Annotated in this window: 16 protein-coding genes; 12 read left to right on the top strand and 4 right to left on the bottom strand. The window is 71.7% G+C overall.

The window, feature by feature from the left end; genetic code table 11:
• The first annotated feature begins 10 nt into the window (after positions 1-10).
• Entirely contained in the window at positions 11-1,387 is a 1,377-nt protein-coding gene (locus N8N77_RS12660; protein WP_261167235.1) for a homoserine dehydrogenase, read from the top strand.
• Positions 1,388-1,430: 43 nt separating this feature from the next.
• Positions 1,431-2,735, top strand: coding sequence for an SLC13 family permease (locus N8N77_RS12655; protein ID WP_261167234.1), 1,305 nt, complete (start codon positions 1,431-1,433; stop codon positions 2,733-2,735).
• Positions 2,736-2,796: 61 nt separating this feature from the next.
• On the opposite strand, the gene N8N77_RS12650 is transcribed toward N8N77_RS12655, so the two are convergent.
• Both N8N77_RS12650 and N8N77_RS12645 read right to left on the bottom strand, forming a co-directional pair.
• Entirely contained in the window at positions 2,797-3,246 is a 450-nt protein-coding gene (locus N8N77_RS12650; protein ID WP_261167233.1) for a dinucleotide-utilizing enzyme, read from the bottom strand.
• A 71-nt stretch (positions 3,247-3,317) separates the two neighbouring features.
• Positions 3,318-4,421: a heme A synthase gene (locus N8N77_RS12645; RefSeq protein ID WP_261167232.1), complete on the bottom strand. Its 1,104-nt coding sequence runs from the start codon at positions 4,419-4,421 to the stop codon at positions 3,318-3,320.
• Positions 4,422-4,645: 224 nt separating this feature from the next.
• On the opposite strand from N8N77_RS12645, the gene sufB reads away from it, so the two are divergent.
• The 7 genes from sufB (at position 4,646) to N8N77_RS12610 (ending at position 11,392) form a co-directional block, all read left to right on the top strand.
• The gene (gene sufB, locus N8N77_RS12640) at positions 4,646-6,064 is read left to right on the top strand and encodes a Fe-S cluster assembly protein SufB (protein WP_261167231.1); all 1,419 of its coding nucleotides are present in this window, start codon (positions 4,646-4,648) and stop codon (positions 6,062-6,064) included.
• A 1-nt stretch (position 6,065) separates the two neighbouring features.
• Positions 6,066-7,289 carry a Fe-S cluster assembly protein SufD gene (gene sufD, locus N8N77_RS12635; RefSeq protein WP_261167230.1) on the top strand — a complete coding sequence of 408 codons (1,224 nt, stop codon included), beginning with the start codon at positions 6,066-6,068 and terminating at the stop codon, positions 7,287-7,289.
• Positions 7,286-7,612 (top strand): non-heme iron oxygenase ferredoxin subunit, encoded by a 327-nt coding sequence (locus N8N77_RS12630; RefSeq protein WP_261167229.1) that lies wholly within the window; start codon positions 7,286-7,288, stop codon positions 7,610-7,612. Before sufD ends, N8N77_RS12630 begins: the two co-directional genes overlap by 4 nt.
• Positions 7,613-7,647: 35 nt before the next feature.
• Complete coding sequence (gene sufC / locus N8N77_RS12625) at positions 7,648-8,418, top strand: Fe-S cluster assembly ATPase SufC (protein ID WP_261167228.1); 771 nt, start codon at positions 7,648-7,650, stop codon at positions 8,416-8,418.
• Positions 8,419-8,428: 10 nt separating this feature from the next.
• Positions 8,429-8,758 carry a metal-sulfur cluster assembly factor gene (locus tag N8N77_RS12620; RefSeq protein ID WP_261167227.1) on the top strand — a complete coding sequence of 110 codons (330 nt, stop codon included), beginning with the start codon at positions 8,429-8,431 and terminating at the stop codon, positions 8,756-8,758.
• A 64-nt stretch (positions 8,759-8,822) separates the two neighbouring features.
• Entirely contained in the window at positions 8,823-9,980 is a 1,158-nt protein-coding gene (locus N8N77_RS12615) for a MalY/PatB family protein (RefSeq protein WP_396652841.1), read from the top strand.
• A complete protein-coding gene (locus N8N77_RS12610) occupies positions 9,977-11,392 on the top strand; it encodes an MFS transporter (protein ID WP_261167225.1) in 1,416 nt (471 codons plus the stop codon). Before N8N77_RS12615 ends, N8N77_RS12610 begins: the two co-directional genes overlap by 4 nt.
• A gap of 10 nt (positions 11,393-11,402) precedes the next feature.
• On the opposite strand, the gene N8N77_RS12605 is transcribed toward N8N77_RS12610, so the two are convergent.
• Positions 11,403-11,945, bottom strand: a complete 543-nt coding sequence (locus N8N77_RS12605) for a TetR/AcrR family transcriptional regulator (RefSeq protein ID WP_261167224.1) — start codon at positions 11,943-11,945, stop codon at positions 11,403-11,405.
• A gap of 49 nt (positions 11,946-11,994) precedes the next feature.
• On the opposite strand from N8N77_RS12605, the gene N8N77_RS12600 reads away from it, so the two are divergent.
• The 3 genes from N8N77_RS12600 to N8N77_RS12590 are packed head-to-tail and all read left to right on the top strand — an operon-like array spanning position 11,995 to position 13,876.
• Positions 11,995-12,585, top strand: coding sequence for a biotin transporter BioY (locus N8N77_RS12600; protein WP_261167223.1), 591 nt, complete (start codon positions 11,995-11,997; stop codon positions 12,583-12,585).
• Entirely contained in the window at positions 12,582-13,286 is a 705-nt protein-coding gene (locus tag N8N77_RS12595; RefSeq protein ID WP_261167222.1) for an energy-coupling factor ABC transporter ATP-binding protein, read from the top strand. The genes N8N77_RS12600 and N8N77_RS12595 overlap by 4 nt, the downstream gene beginning before the upstream one ends.
• Positions 13,283-13,876, top strand: a complete 594-nt coding sequence (locus tag N8N77_RS12590; protein ID WP_261167221.1) for an energy-coupling factor transporter transmembrane protein EcfT — start codon at positions 13,283-13,285, stop codon at positions 13,874-13,876. Before N8N77_RS12595 ends, N8N77_RS12590 begins: the two co-directional genes overlap by 4 nt.
• On the opposite strand, the gene N8N77_RS12585 is transcribed toward N8N77_RS12590, so the two are convergent.
• Positions 13,873-15,159 (bottom strand): hemolysin family protein, encoded by a 1,287-nt coding sequence (locus N8N77_RS12585; RefSeq protein ID WP_261167220.1) that lies wholly within the window; start codon positions 15,157-15,159, stop codon positions 13,873-13,875. The two genes, N8N77_RS12590 and N8N77_RS12585, sit on opposite strands and share 4 nt — an antisense overlap.
• Positions 15,160-15,212 lie beyond the last annotated feature (53 nt).

The following is a 15,212-nucleotide window of genomic DNA, read 5'->3' as shown; positions in this document are numbered from 1 at the left end:
CGGAACGACGGTGATCCCTGCACACTCGGCGCGCACGCGCCCGCTCACTCGCATCGCTCTCACCGGGGCGCACGGCGGCTATGGTCGCACCTTCCTCGCGCAGCTGACGCGCACCCCCGAGATCTGGCCCTCGGTGCTCATCGACCCGGATATCGAGGGTGTGCGCACCATGCTCGACGAGCTCGGCATCCCGGCGGAGACGGTGGCGGTCAGCGACGAGCCGTCGCGCACTGCCGGGGCCGTGGCGGACGGGCGCATCGTCGTGGTGCCCGGTCACGCGGCCGTGGCCTGGGACGGTATCGACGTGCTCGTCGAGGCCTGCGGGCGCGTGCCGCAGGGGTACGGCTACGCGGCCGCGGCGCTGGACAACGACGTGCACGTGGTGATGGTCAGCAAGGAGGTCGACACGGTCACGGGGCCCGAGCTGGCCGCCCGCGCCGCCGAGCGTGGCCTCAGCTACCTGCCCGGTGACGGTGACCAGCCGGCCAACCTGCTCCGCCTGGTCGACTGGGTGTCGCAGGTCGGGCTCGAGATCGTCGCGATCGGCAAGTCGGGGGAGTACGACATCGTGTTCGACCCGAGCACGGGCCGGGCCACGCAGGCGGGCGTCGAGGTCGACGCGTCCGAGCTGGCCGACCTGCTCGAGCTCGGCGACGACCCCGCGGCGACGCTCGAGCGTCGCGCGGCCGCCGTGAGCCGACTCAAGCGAGCGGCCGCCGCCGACTCGTGCGAGATGACGGTCGTGGCCACCCGCACGGGCACCGTCGCCGACATCGAGGGCATGCGCTACCCGGTGGCTCGCATCGCCGAGCTGGCCGACGTGTACGCCGAGCGGGATCGCGGCGGCATCCGCGCGCGCGAGGGCATCGTCGACGTCTTCTCGGCCCTCCGCCTGCCGGGCGAGGCGAGCTTCGCCGGTGGCGTTTTCGCCGTGGTGCGCACGGGTGATCCGGTCACGTGGGAGACGCTGCGCGGCAAGGGCCACGTCCTCAGCCGCGACGGCCGCTACGCCTGCATCTACTGGCCGTATCACTACATGGGTGTCGAGACGCCGCTCACCGTCCACGCCGCCATGGACGGCGTCGCCTCGCCCGCCCCGCGCTGGAGCACCCTGCTCGCCGCGCGGGCGGACAGTGACCTCGCCGCCGGCACGGAGTTCGCGGTGGCGGGCCACCATCACGAGATCGCGGGCGTCGCGCCCGTCATGCTCGACGCTGTCGAGGGCGTCGCGCCCTATTACCTGCTCGACGGGGCGCGCCTCACGCGCGACGTGCCGGCGGGCGAGCTGATCCACCTCGGCGACGTGGAGGGCGTGGACGCCCCGACGCTCGCCGCCTACCTCGCGGGCGCCGCCCGCGGCGATTCCACGAACGGAGAAGATCGATGACGATTCCCACTGCACACCGCGCGAGCGTGAGGACGGTCGGCGCATGACCGCGGAGATCATCGCCCTCGTCGTCCTGGGGCTCGTCTTCGCCGTCTCCTCCATCCGCGGCATCCACATGGGCGCGCTCGCGCTCGTGGCGGCGTTCGTCGTCGGCATCGGAGTGGTGGGCGAGGGTCTGGACGACGTGCTCGGGGGATTCCCCGTCGACGCCCTCGTCATCCTGCTCGGCATCACCTATCTCTTCGGCATCGCGCGGGAGACCGGCACCATCGACTGGCTCGTCGACCGCTCCATCGGTCTCATCGGCAACCGTGTGGCGTTGCTGCCGTGGGGTCTGTGGCTGATCGCCACCGGAGTGGCCTGCCTCGGCACGTCGCACGCCGCCTTCGCGGTGGTGCCGATCGCCATGAGCCTTGCGCACACGCACCGCATCAGCTCGACCATGATGGGCATCGCCATGAGCTCGGCGATCGTCGGTGGCGCGCTCGCGCCCACGAGCATCGTCGGCATCACCGTGCAGACCGCGGCCTCCAGCGCCGACATCCCCTACAACGCCGGCCTCATGTTCGCCGTCTCGGTCGGCGTGAACGCCCTCGTCGTGCTCGTGGCGTTCTTCATGTTCGGTGGCCGCGAGCTGATCGCCCGCTCGCGCAGCACGGCACCGGCCGGTGAACCGGCCCTCGGCACGGGCGGGGTGGCTCTGGCCACCCAGACGAAGACCACCACGCGTCTGAGCGCCATGCAGGTGCTCGTCATCGTCTCGATCGTCGTGCTCGTCGGCGGGTTCTTCCTGCTCACCCAGCTCGGCGTCGACATCAACCTCGGCGTCGTCGCCCTCACGATCGCGGTGGTGCTGGCCTTCGTCGACCCGGGCGTCGGCAAGCGCGCCGTCGGCCGCGTCGACTGGGGGACGATCCTGCTGCTCGGTGGCATCATCACCTACGTGGAGGTGCTCGTCCGCCTGGGTGCGATCGACCAGCTCGGCGAGGCTGCCCGCTCCGTGAGCCAGCCCCTCGTCGCCGCGCTCGTGATCTGCGTCGTCGCGGCGCTCGTCTCGGCCTTCGCATCGACCATCGGCATCATCGGGGCGCTCATCCCCCTCGCGGTGCCGCTGCTGGTGCCGGGCGGCGGCCTCGAGTCGACGGGGTTCATCTACGCCGTGGCGATCTCGGCATCGCTCGTGGACTGCGCGCCGTTCGGCACGACGGGCGCGACGATCGTCGCATCGACCGTCGAGCAGGATCGGCCGCGCGTGTACCGCAACCTCACGCTGTGGGGACTGTCGATGGTGATCATCGGGCCCGTGGTCACGCTCGCCACCATGGTGGTGCCCTTCCTCTGGTCCTGACCTCATCCCGCGTCGCGACGCCCGTCCCCCGGCCCCTGGGGGCGGGCGTCGCCCGTTGGCGTCAGGGACGCGGCGGCGTCGTCTCCGACGGAGAGGACCCGACCAGCGTCGCGGCGCGGGGCGCATCCCCAGCCGCGAGCGGCGACCCCTCGGCCACCTCGTCGGCCGCCGCGGGCTTCTCGTCGGCCACCGCGGGCCCCTCGGCGAGGGCCGCGACGGCGGCCTCCTCGCGCGGCTCCGCCGCGCGCGGGCGCAGGAGCGCCCTGGCGGCGGCGACCGCCGCGGCGAGGGCGAGGCCGATGAGGCCGGCGCCGAGCACCGGACCTCCCACCGTCACGAGCGCCTGGCCGGCGTAGACGTCGGCCGTCGTGGCGCTGCCGTCGAGCAGCGTCGCGCTCATGTTGTCGATCGTGGGGAAGCTCATCGCGGCACCCGCCGCCGTGGCGGCGAGCGATCCGATCAGCAGCGCCCAGTAGGGCGCGCTCGTGATGAGTCGGGGCGTGCGGGGCATGATTCTCCTCGGGTTCGCATGTGGACGTCCGCCACGATCCCCGGCGCGCCCCAGCGCCGCCGATGTGTCGCCTATGCGTCGGCTGTGGATCCCGACCGCTGCACCGCGTCGGCGGGGCGCTTCAGGCGCAGCACCACCACGGTGAACGCCGCGGCCGACAGGGCGGCCAGCACCATGTGGATCCCGACGAGCAGCTCCGGAAGTCCGTTGCGCGCCTGGATGATGCCCACCACCACCTGCACGGCGATGACGGCGAGCAGCGCGATGAGCCACGGGAGAGGACGGAGCCGTCGCGCTGCCGAGGCCGCGACGAGCGCGACGACGAGCGCCAGCAGGATGTAGCCCGGCCACGAGTGCACGTGCGCCAGCACGGTGGCGTCGAAGCCGTTGCGGATGACGTCGGCGTCTCCCGAGTGCGGGCCGTTGGCGGTGGTCAGCACGCCGAAGAGGATGGTCAGGGCGAGCGCGAGGGTCGTGAGGTGGGTCAGCGCCGTGAACCAGGCGGGGACCACGCGCTCGCGCCGTCCCGGCGCCTCGTACAGGCGCACGAGGTACGCGGCCGTAACGCAGACGAGCACGAGCGACGAGACGTAGTGGAAGCCGACGATGAACGCGTTCAGCTCGGTCAGCACGGTGATGCCGCCCACGAGCGCCTGCGCGACGACGCCCGCCACGACGATCCACGCGAGGATCTGCAGGTCGCGGCGTGCGGGAAGAGAGCGCACCGAGAAGACGGCGGCGGCGATCACCGCGAGCAGCAGGACGGCCGTCGCGGCCCAGAACTCGCCCACGGCGACGTACGCGACGATGGCGGCGGCGATTCCGCCCAGCGCGAACCACACTGCCGCCAGCACGTCGCGGCGGGTGCCGACGGCACGCAGCGTGAGCAGCAGGACCGCGATCGCGACGATACCGACGGCGCCGGTCATGGTGCGGTTGCCGAATTCGATGAACCCGTGGATGCCCAGCGCCTCGGTGGGGACGAGCGATTCGGGCGTGCACAGCGGCCACTCGGAGCAACCGAGCCCCGACCCGGTCAGGCGCACGGCGCCGCCCGTGCCGATGATGGTCGTCTCGAAGAGGAACGAGAGCCAGGCGAACAGGCGCAGCCAGCTGCCGCCGGCGGCGGCGGGACGGGGCGCGGCGAGCGGGGGAGCGGCGGGCGCGGTGGCCATGCGGTGTGCCTCCTGATCCGCTCCGAATCCGACACGCACGGCGCCGCGGCGGAGCGAACCTGTAGAATTGAATCGCTGAAAAAAGCGGGCGGTTGCGCCCGTGGCGACAGCTACCAGTCTAAGGCGCGATCCGCGTCGCAACGGGGCCCCTGTACGGCACTCCATCTCCGGAGCGCCGGGCCGGCTGACACCGTTTCGGGACCCATGAGGAGAGTAGAGACCGCATGTCCGATGTGCTGATCGACCGCCCCGAGCTCGAAGGTCTGGGGGTGTACGAATTCGGATGGCACGACCCGGACGTCGCGGGCGCCAGTGCCAAGCGCGGCCTGAGCGAGGCCGTCGTCCGCGACATCTCGGCCCTCAAGCAGGAGCCGGAATGGATGCTGAAGAACCGGCTGAAGGCGCTCTCGCTGTTCGAGAAGAAGCCGATGCCCACCTGGGGCGCCGACCTCAGCGAGATCGACTTCGACAACATCAAGTACTTCGTCCGCTCGACCGAGAAGCAGGCCCAGTCGTGGGAAGACCTGCCTGAGGACATCAAGAACACGTACGAGAAGCTCGGCATCCCCGAGGCGGAGCGTCAGCGCCTCGTCGCCGGCGTCGCCGCGCAGTACGAGTCCGAGGTCGTCTACCACCAGATCCGCGAGGACCTGGAGTCGCAGGGCGTCATCTTCATGGACACCGACACCGCCCTGCGCGAGCACCCCGAGTTCTTCGAGGAGTACTTTGGCACGGTCATCCCCGCGGGCGACAACAAGTTCGCGGCGCTGAACACGGCCGTGTGGTCGGGCGGTTCGTTCGTGTACGTGCCGAAGGGCGTGCACGTGGAGATCCCGCTGCAGGCCTACTTCCGCATCAACACGGAGAACATGGGTCAGTTCGAGCGGACCCTGATCATCGCGGACGAGGACAGCTACGTCCACTACATCGAGGGCTGCACCGCCCCGATCTACCAGAGCGACTCGCTGCACTCGGCGGTCGTCGAGATCATCGTGAAGAAGAACGCCCGAGTGCGCTACACGACGATCCAGAACTGGTCGACCAACGTGTACAACCTCGTGACCAAGCGCGCCGTCGCCCACGAGGGCGCGACGATGGAGTGGGTCGACGGCAACATCGGCTCGAAGGTCACGATGAAGTACCCGTCGATCTTCCTCATGGGCGAGCACGCCAAGGGCGAGACCCTGTCGGTCGCCTTCGCCGGCCCCGGCCAGCACCAGGACGCGGGCGCCAAGATGATCCACATGGCGCCGTACACCCAGTCCTCGATCGTCTCCAAGTCGATCGCGCGCGGCGGTGGCCGCGCCGGGTACCGCGGCGAGGTGCGGGTGGACGAGAAGGCACATCACTCGGCGAACACCGTGCGGTGCGACGCCCTGCTCGTCGACACCATCTCGCGCAGTGACACGTACCCCGCGATCGACATCCGGGTGGACGACGTGCAGCTGGGACACGAGGCCACGGTCTCCAAGGTCAGCGAGGAGCAGCTGTTCTACCTCATGAGCCGCGGCATGCCCGAGGACGAGGCGATGGCGATGATCGTGCGCGGCTTCATCGAGCCGATCGCCCGCGAGCTGCCCATGGAGTACGCCCTGGAGCTGAACAAGCTCATCGAGATGGGCATGGAAGGATCGGTCGGCTGAGATGACGGCCCCCACGCAGGCGCCTGCAGAGGCGCAGAACGAGCACGCCCACCGCGACCCCGCGACGGTCATCATCCCGCCGCAGGACGAGGTGACGGTCCCCGTCCAGACGCGCTCGGAGCGCCCCCGCTCCTACGAGCCGGCAGACTTCGGCACCCCCAACGGGCGCGAGGTCAACTGGGTGCACGCCCCGATCAAGCGGCTCTCGCCGCTGTTCGAGCGCGCCGCGCAGAACGACGGCGTCGTATACACGTTCGACGCGGGTGAGCAGTACGCCGCGGGCACGCTGGCGATCGGCGCGGCCCCGCGCGGCGAGGTGTTCGAGCCCGAGGACCTGCCCGCCGCCGTGGCGTGGCAGGGCTCGCCGGAGGCACGCTACATCCGCATTCCGCGTGAGGAGGAGGTGGCCGAGCCGATCGTCCTGCGCATCACGGGGCAGGGTGCGCAGCGCCGCGCCGACGCGCACCTCGTCATCGAGGCGCAGGAGCACAGCCAGGCCGTCGTCGTGCTGCGCCACGAGGGCTCGGCGCAGCTCGCCGAGAACGTCGAGATCGTCGTCCGTGACGGCGCGACGCTCACGGTCGTGGCCGTGCAGCGCTGGGACGACAGCGCGATCCACGCGTCGGCGCACCAGGCCCGTGTCGGTCGCGACGCCACGCTGCGCCACTTCGTCGTGAGCTTCGGCGGCGGCGTCGTGCGCGTGAACCCGAACGTGGAGCTGGCCGGCGCCGGCTCGAACGGCGAGGTCTACGGGCTGTCGTTCGCGGACTCGGGCCAGCACCTCGAGAGCCAGGTGTACCTGCACCACAAGGGCCCGGAGACCACCGGCAACGTGCTCTACAAGGGCGCGCTGCAGGGCTCGAGCGCGCGCAGCGTGTGGATCGGCGACGTGCTCATCGGGCCCGACGCGGTCGGGACGGACTCGTACGAGGCGAACCGCAACCTCGTGCTCACCAACGGCGCCCGCGCCGACTCCATCCCGAACCTCGAGATCCAGACGGGCGACATCAAGGGCGCCGGCCACGCCTCGGCCACCGGTCGCTTCGACGACGAGCAGCTGTTCTACCTGCAGGCCCGTGGCATCGCCGAGGCCGAGGCCCGCCGTCTCGTTGTGATCGGCTTCCTCACCGAGATCGTCCAGAAGCTGGGCCTCCCCGAGCTGGAGGAGGAACTGGCCGCCGCGATCGAGGAGGAGCTCGCCGCCGGCGAGGGGATCGCCGCGTGAGCGCCACCCGCGTCTGCGCCAAGAGCGAGCTGGTCCAGGACCAGGCTCGTCGCGTGGAGGTGGACGGCGTTCCGATCGCCCTCGTCCTGGACGCCCAGGGCGAGGTCCACGCGATCGGCGACACCTGCACGCACGGCGACATCTCGCTGTCCGAGGGCTTCGTCGAGGGCGACACGCTCGAGTGCTGGGCCCACGGCTCGGCCTTCTCGCTGCGCACCGGCAAGCCGCTGAACCTTCCGGCCTACGAGCCGGTGCCCGTCTACGAGGTGACGATCGAGGGCGACGACGTGCTCATCGATCCCACCGTCATCAAGCAGGCCTGAGTCAGGCCCCACGAACTCCACACGAAGGAACCAACATGACTGTCCTCGAGATCAAGGACCTGCACGTCACGGTCGAGACCGATGAGGGGACCACGCCCATCCTGAACGGCGTGACCCTGACCGTGCGCTCGGGCGAGACCCACGCCATCATGGGGCCGAACGGCTCGGGCAAGTCGACGCTCGCCTCGACGATCGCCGGCCACCCGAAGTACACCGTCACGGGCGGCTCGATCACGCTCGACGGCGAGGACGTGCTGGAGATGGCCGTCGACGAGCGCGCCCGCGCGGGCCTGTTCCTCGCCATGCAGTACCCCGTCGAGATCCCCGGCGTCACGGTCGCGAACTTCCTGCGCACCGCCAAGACCGCCATCGACGGCGACGCGCCCTCGATCCGCCAGTGGACGAAGGACGTCAAGGAGGGCATGGCCGCGCTGCGCATGGACCCGAAGTTCGCGCAGCGCAACGTGAACGAAGGCTTCTCGGGCGGCGAGAAGAAGCGGCACGAGATCCTGCAGCTCGAGCTGCTCAAGCCGAAGCTGGCGATCCTGGACGAGACCGATTCGGGTCTCGACGTCGACGCGCTGAAGATCGTGTCGGAGGGCGTGAACCGCGCGAAGGCCAACACGGGCCTCGGCGTGCTGCTCATCACGCACTACACGCGCATCCTCCGCTACATCAAGCCGGACTTCGTGCACGTGATGGTCGCGGGCAAGGTCGTCGAGGAGGGCGGCCCCGAGCTCGCCGAGCGCCTGGAGGCCGAGGGCTACGCCGCCTACCTGCCTGCGGACGCGCCGATCGAGGCGTAAGGTCGACGCCATGACCGCGACGCTCACTCCCGAGAAGTACGACGAGGTCACCGAGGCCCTCAAGGACGTCATGGACCCCGAGCTGGGGGTCAACGTGGTCGACCTGGGGCTGATCTACGACCTCGGATGGGATGACGAGAACGACGCTCTCGTCATCCACATGACGCTCACGAGCGCGGGCTGCCCGCTCACCGACGTCCTCGAGGAGCAGACCGCGCAGGCGCTGGACGGCGTCGTGGAGCAGTTCCGGATCAACTGGGTCTGGATGCCGCCGTGGGGTCCCGAGCGGATCACCGACGACGGTCGCGACATGATGCGCGCGCTCGGCTTCTCCATCTAAACCCCCGACGAGGGCCCCGTCCGCGGACGGGGCCCTCGTCGTTCGGCGACGTAGGATGAGGCGGGTGACCACGCCTCTCGACGCCCTCCCGCTGCACGTCCTGCGGACCCGTACGAGCAGCAAGTGGATGCGCTATCCGGATGACGTCCTGCCGCTGTTCGTCGCCGAGACGGACTTCGCTCTCGCGGAGCCGGTCGAGCGGGTGCTGCTCGACGCGGTGCGCCGCGGCGACACGGGCTACGCCCCGCCGGGCGACTCACGCATCCCGATGGCCTTCGCCGGCTTCGCTGCGCGCCGCTTCGGGTGGCAGGTGGACCCGGCGCGCGTGCGCACGACGTGCGACGTGATGATGGGGGTCGCCGAGCTGCTGCGCGCCGTCACCGCGCCCGGTGATCGCGTCGTCATCACCCCTCCGGTCTACCCGCCGTTCTTCGACGTGCACGACGAGAGCCGCACGGTGGCCGAGAGCGTGCCGCTGCTGCGCTCCGACGAGGGCTGGACGCTCGACCTGGCGGGGATCGACCGTGCCTTCGCCGGCGGCGCCCGCGCCATCCTGCTCTGTAATCCTCACAACCCCACGGGCACCGTGCACGACGCCGGCACCCTCGCGGAGCTCGCGCGGATCGCACAGCGCCACGGCGCCTGGGTCATCAGCGACGAGATCCATGCGCCGCTCACACTGCCGGGAGCCACGTTCACCCCGTTCCTCACCGCCGCCCCGGAGGCGGCCGAGGTGGGCTTCGCCCTCACGAGCGCGAGCAAGGCGTTCAACCTCGCCGGCCTCAAGTGCGCCTTCATCGTGACCGCCGCCGACGAGCCGGCCCGCATCGTGCGCCGCATTCCCGACGAGGTGGAATGGCGCACCTCGATTCTCGGTCTCATCGCCGGAGAGGCGGCCCTGTCGCTGGGGGACGCGTGGCTGGACGCCCTCCTCGCCCGGCTCGACACCAACCGCCACCTGCTGAGCGACCTGCTCGCCGAGCACGCGCCCGGCGCGCTGTACCGGCCGCCCCAGGCGGGGTTCCTCGCCTGGGTGGACTTCACCGCGCTCGGGTGGGGAGAGGACCCGGCGGCGCTGATCCTCAAGGCGGCGCGCGTCGCGCTGAACCCCGGGCCATCGTTCGGCGAGCCCGGGCGCGGCTTCGCGCGCATCAACATCGGCACCGGTCCAGAGATCCTCTCGGAGGCGCTCCGCCGCATCGGCGCGCTGCGGGCGTCGTGAGCGCCCCGCGCGACTTCTCCGGCCCCATCCCCCTTACCGCGCCGGCCGGCGCGCCGGGACCGGGCGCGGAGACGGTCTGGCATCCGAAGTACGTGTGGGTGACGATCGGCTCGTTCGCCCTCATCTTCCTCGCCGCGGTGCAGTCGCTCGCCGTCACCACGGTGATGCCCGCGGTCAGTGAGGCGCTGCACGGCGAGGCGCTCTACGCGGTGGCGTTCTCGGGCACCCTCGCCACGAGCGTGATCGGAATGGTCGCGGTCGGGGCGTGGGCGGATCGGGCGGGTCCGGTCGCGCCGCTGTACGCGGCGGTGTCGCTGTTCGTGGCCGGGCTCGTGATCGACGCGGTCGCGCCGACGATGGGCGTGCTCGTGCTCGGCCGCCTCGTGCTCGGCCTGGGGTCGGGCGGACAGATCGTGGCGCTCTATGTGGTGGTGGCGCGGATCTTCCCCGCCCCGCTGCACGGACGCGTGTTCGCCCTGTTCTCGGCCGCATGGATCGTGCCCGCGCTCGTCGGGCCGTTCCTCGCCGGCGCCGTGGCCGAGTTCCTGCACTGGCGGTGGGTGTTCGCCGGCGTGGCGATCCTCGCGGTGCTCGCGATGGCCATGATCGCACCGCGCCTTCGTGGGCTCGCCGCCCACGCGGAGGATCCCGGCAGCGGTTCGCGACGCGTCATCGTGCGGCGGATGCTGCTCGCCACGGTGGTGGCCGGGGCCGCGCTGGCGCTGGCGCTGTCGGGGGAGCTCGTCACGCCATGGTCGTGGGCGGTCGCGGTCGTCGCGCTGCTCGTGCTCGGAGCCGCCGTCGTGCCGCTCCTGCCCCGCGGCACCCTGCGCGCCGCACCGGGGCTGCCGTCGGTCATCCTCATGCGCGGCGTGCTCGCGGGCGGGTTCTTCGGCGCCGAGGTCTACGTGCCGAAGCTGTTCATCGACGCGTATGCGTGGACGCCGACGTTCGCCGGGCTCGGGCTCACGATCGCGGGCATCACCTGGGCGCTCGGCGCGGAGCTCTCCGCCCGCCACGCGGACCGCGTCGGCAATCGCCGCCTCGTGGTGACCGGCGTCGGCCTGCTGGCAGCCTCGATCGGGCTCGTGTTCGCTTCGGCGCTGTGGGCGTGGCCCGGCATCGTTCCGGCGCTGGCGTGGGGGATCGGCGGACTCGGCATGGGCTTCGTCTACGCCCGCCTGTCGGTGCTGATGCTCGCGTACTCGAGCGCGAGCAGCCAGGGCTTCAACTCGTCGGCGCTGCAGATCTCCGACGCGGTGGGGTCGTCGGCCGTCATCGCCGTGATGGGGCTCGTGTTCCTCGCGCTCGGCCCCGGCGCGGGCTTCCCGGTCGTCTTCGCCCTCGCCGTCGCGATCATCCTGCTCACCCTCGTGCCCGGCCTGCGGCTCGGGCACGCGCACGAGCTCTGAACGGAGCCGGTCAGGTCGGCAGGCCGGCGAGGATCGCGGCCACCCCGGCGTCGAAGTCCGCCGCGGTCGCTTCCGCCACCGTGGCGGGCTCGGCCGGGACCGCGCCGAACTCGGCCGCCTGGATGCGCTGCTGGACGAGCGAGGCGTGGCCGAGGACGAAGGGCAGCAGCACGCGCGCCGCGAGCTCGGGATCCGGACGGTGCTCGCGGGCGAACGCGGCGCGCAGCGCATCGTGCGCGCCGAGGGCCCCCAGCGACAGCGCCGCGGAGCTCAGCACCACCTCGGCGCCGTCGCGGTGGGACAGCAACGCCGCCCGCAGTGCGCGGGCCGCGCCCGCCACGTCGGCGGCGGGAGCGGCCTCCGCGACGATGCGATCGGCGAGCCCCGCCAGCAGGGCCTGCTTGCTCTCCACGTGCCAGTACAGCGCGCTCGGCTGCACCCCCAGCTCGGCGGCAAGGCGGCGCATCGTCAGGTCGGGAAGGCCGTAGGCATCGAGCAGGCTCAGGGCGACATCGAGGATGCTCTCCCTGTCGTGTCGCACCCGGTCACGCATGCTCCGACTATAGTGAACGGTGTTCAGTGAACGGTGTTCAGGAGGAAACATGGCAGGGCAGTCCTGGGAGGCGCGCGACCTCGCGCGGATCGCGGTGTTCGCGGCGCTCATCGTGGTGCTCGGGCTCATGGGGCCGATTCCGGTGCCCGGGCTGCCCGTTCCGGTCACCGCGCAGACGCTCGGCGTGATGCTTGCCGGCACCGTGCTGGGCGGCCGGCGGGCGGGCGCGGCCGTGCTCGTGGTCTTCGTCCTCGTCGCGATCGGCCTGCCCGTGCTGGCGGGCGGCCGCGGCGGGCTCGGCGTGTTCGCGGGCCCGACGGTCGGGTTCCTCCTCGGCTGGCTGCCGGGCGCGATCGTCGCCGGGTGGATCGCGCATTCCGGTCGACTCACCTGGTGGCGCGTGCTGCTGGGCGCGCTGGTCGGCGGCATGGTCGTGGTGTACGCCGTGGGCATCCCGCTGCTAGCGCTCGTGGGCGGGCTCAGCCTGACGCAGGCGGCCATCGCCAACGTGGCGTTCCTGCCCGGCGACGCGGTGAAGGTCGTGCTCGCCACAGTCCTCACGCTGCTGCTCTACCGGGCATACCCGCCGGCCTTCCCCGACACGGTGCGGGCGCGGGGCGCGGCGCGGGCGCGCGCGTGACGACCGGTGCCATCGAGGCCCGCGGCCTGGGGGTGGTGATCGACGGCGCGCGTATCCTCACCGACGTGACGGTGACGCTGCCGCAGCGGCGGATCGCGGTGATCGGGGCGAACGGGTCGGGCAAGTCGACCTTCGCGAGGACGCTCAACGGCCTCGTCGCACCGACCGAGGGTGCGGTACGGGTGGCGGGCATAGACGTGGCGCGGGAGCCGCGACGCGCGCGCGACGCGGTGGGCTTCCTGTTCACCAATCCCGACGCCCAGCTGCTCATGCCCACGCCGGGTGAGGACCTCGCGCTGTCGCTGCGCGCGGCGGGGACGAACCGGCACGACATCGCGGCGCGGGTCGCGGCGGCGCTGGAGCGCTTCGGCCTGGGGGAGCGGTCCGACCAGCCGTCGTACAGCCTCTCGGGAGGGCAGAAGCAGCTGCTCGCCCTCGCTGCGGTGCTCGTGCGCCGGCCGCGCGTCGTCGTGGCGGACGAGCCCACCACTCTGCTCGACCTGGGCAACGCGCGCCGCATGGCGCGGCTGCTGCTCGAGGGAGACGAACGGGGTCCGGTGGCGGATCAGGTCGTCATCGTGACGCACGATCTCGAGCTGGCCGCGCGGTGCGACGTCGCGTTGCGCTTCGCCGGCGGTCGCCTCGTCGAGGCGGGCGACCCGGAGGGCGTCATCTTCCGCTACCGCGCGGAGTTCGCGTGATCGCGCTCTACCGACCCGGCACGAGCCCGCTGCACCGGGCGCCGGCGTGGGCGAAGCTGCTCGGTCTCGCGCTGCTCGCGCTGGTCGTCTCGCTGTACCCGCACACCGCGGGCACGGCGCTGGGCGCCTTCACCGCGGTCGTGCTGCTGTTCCTGCTGGGCGGGGCGGGGCCGCGGGAGATCGCACGCCAGCTGTGGCGCGCGCGGTGGATCGTGCTCATCCTCGCCCTGTCGCAAGGGGTCTTCCTCGGACCCGAAGCCGCGATCATCGGGACCACCCGGGTGGTGGCGGTCGTGCTGCTGGCCGCGCTCGTGACCCTCACGAGCCCGATGGGAGAGCTGCTCGAGGTGCTGCAGGGCACACTGGCTCCGCTGCGGCGCCTCGGAGTGGACCCGTGGCGCGTGGCGTTCACCGTCTCCCTCGCCATCGCCGCCGTGCCGGTCGTCGCGGGCTTTGCCGCGCAGGTGCGGGAAGCGCAGCGGGCTCGCGGCGTGCGCCTGGGGCCGCGGGCCGTGGTCACGCTCCTCGTCCTCGCGCTGCGGCACGGCGATGACGTGGCCGACGCGCTCACGGCCCGCGGTCTCGCCTAGGGGGCCTCCGTCGGCGTGGCGGCGTGCGGGGTGACCCGCAGCCAGGCAATGCGACGCCTATCCGTGGCCGTGACCTGGATGGTCGCGCCGGGCACCTCGATGCTGTCCCCGACGGCGGCGAGCCGGCCGAGGCGCTCCGTGACGAAGCCGGCGATCGTGTCGGAGGCACCGCGCGGCAGCTCCAGGCCCGTGAGCTCCTCGAAGTCCTGCAGGTTGAGGCGGCCGTCGATCATGCCGCTGGCCGTGGTGGGCACGCCCTCGGTGTCGTACTCGTCGAAGATCTCACCCACGACCTCCTCCACGAGGTCCTCGAGCGTGACGATCCCGTCGGTGCCGCCGTACTCGTCGACGACGACCGCGATCTGGTGGTTCTCCGCGCGCATCTGCGTGAGCGTGGGCAGCACGCGAGCCGTCGAGGGGAAGTACGGGATCGGCCGCATGGCCGACGCGAGCGGACGCTGCGGATCCTCGGACGCGGTCTCGAACAGGTCGCGCACGTGCACGAAGCCGACGATGTCGTCGATGGACGTCTCGGAGACGGGGTAGCGGGAGAACGGCAGCTCGCGCACCCGCTCCACGGCGTCGCCCACGCTCGAGGTGGCATCCAGTGCGACGACCTCGGGGCGCGGGCGCATGACCTCGCTGATCTGGCGCCCGCGCAGCGAGAGCACGTCGTCGAGGATGCGCCGCTCGTCCTCCGGCAGGCCCTGATGCGTGGAGACGATGTCGCGGATCTCCTCCTCGCTCAGCTCGTCGGCTGTCTTGTGCGGGTCGCCGCCGAGCAGCCGCACGAGGGCGTTGGTGCAAACCGACAGGAGCCAGATCACCGGCCGCATGATCTTCGCGAAGACGTCGAGCACCGGCGCGACGGCGTACGAGAACGATGCGTTGCGCTGGATGGCCAGCCGCTTGGGCACGAGTTCGCCCAGCACCAGGGAGAGGAACGCGATGATGAGCGTCAGCAGCACCGTCGTGATCGTGAACGCCAGGGGTTCCGGAACGCCGAGCGCCTCGATCAGCGGGGCGACGGAGGGGGCGATCGACGTCGCGCCGTACGCGGAGGAGGCGAATCCCGCGACCGTGACGCCGATCTGCACGGCGGAGAGGAAGGTGTTGGGGTTGCGCGCGAGGCCGGCGACCTTCTCGCCGCGGCGGCCGCGGGCGGCGATCGCGTTGATCTGGCTCTCGCGCAGCGTGACGAGGGCCATCTCGGTGGCGGCGAAGACGCCGCCGACGAGGACGAACAGCAGGACGAGGGCGATGTTCCAGAGGAGTTCGTCCATCAGCGGCCCTCTCGCTGGGGGACGTCGGCGCCCGGCGCGAACCGGGCGCTGGG

It is taken from the genome of Microbacterium sp. Marseille-Q6965, from assembly GCF_946151065.1.
Lineage (GTDB): Bacteria > Actinomycetota > Actinomycetes > Actinomycetales > Microbacteriaceae > Microbacterium.
Note: the sequence above shows the minus strand (reverse complement) of the source record. Positions and strands in the feature narration are given on the sequence as shown.

Excerpts from the sequence above, each read along its gene's own strand:
- N8N77_RS12655 (WP_261167234.1), top strand. The coding sequence starts at position 1,431 with ATGACCGCGGAGATCATCGCCCTCGTCGTCCTGGGGCTCGTCTTCGCC.
- N8N77_RS12650 (WP_261167233.1), bottom strand. The coding sequence starts at position 3,246 with ATGCCCCGCACGCCCCGACTCATCACGAGCGCGCCCTACTGGGCGCTG.
- N8N77_RS12645 (WP_261167232.1), bottom strand. The coding sequence starts at position 4,421 with ATGGCCACCGCGCCCGCCGCTCCCCCGCTCGCCGCGCCCCGTCCCGCC.
- sufB (WP_261167231.1), top strand. The coding sequence starts at position 4,646 with ATGTCCGATGTGCTGATCGACCGCCCCGAGCTCGAAGGTCTGGGGGTG.
- sufD (WP_261167230.1), top strand. The coding sequence starts at position 6,066 with ATGACGGCCCCCACGCAGGCGCCTGCAGAGGCGCAGAACGAGCACGCC.
- sufC (WP_261167228.1), top strand. The coding sequence starts at position 7,648 with ATGACTGTCCTCGAGATCAAGGACCTGCACGTCACGGTCGAGACCGAT.
- N8N77_RS12620 (WP_261167227.1), top strand. The coding sequence starts at position 8,429 with ATGACCGCGACGCTCACTCCCGAGAAGTACGACGAGGTCACCGAGGCC.
- N8N77_RS12605 (WP_261167224.1), bottom strand. The coding sequence starts at position 11,945 with ATGCGTGACCGGGTGCGACACGACAGGGAGAGCATCCTCGATGTCGCC.
- N8N77_RS12600 (WP_261167223.1), top strand. The coding sequence starts at position 11,995 with ATGGCAGGGCAGTCCTGGGAGGCGCGCGACCTCGCGCGGATCGCGGTG.
- N8N77_RS12585 (WP_261167220.1), bottom strand. The coding sequence starts at position 15,159 with ATGGACGAACTCCTCTGGAACATCGCCCTCGTCCTGCTGTTCGTCCTC.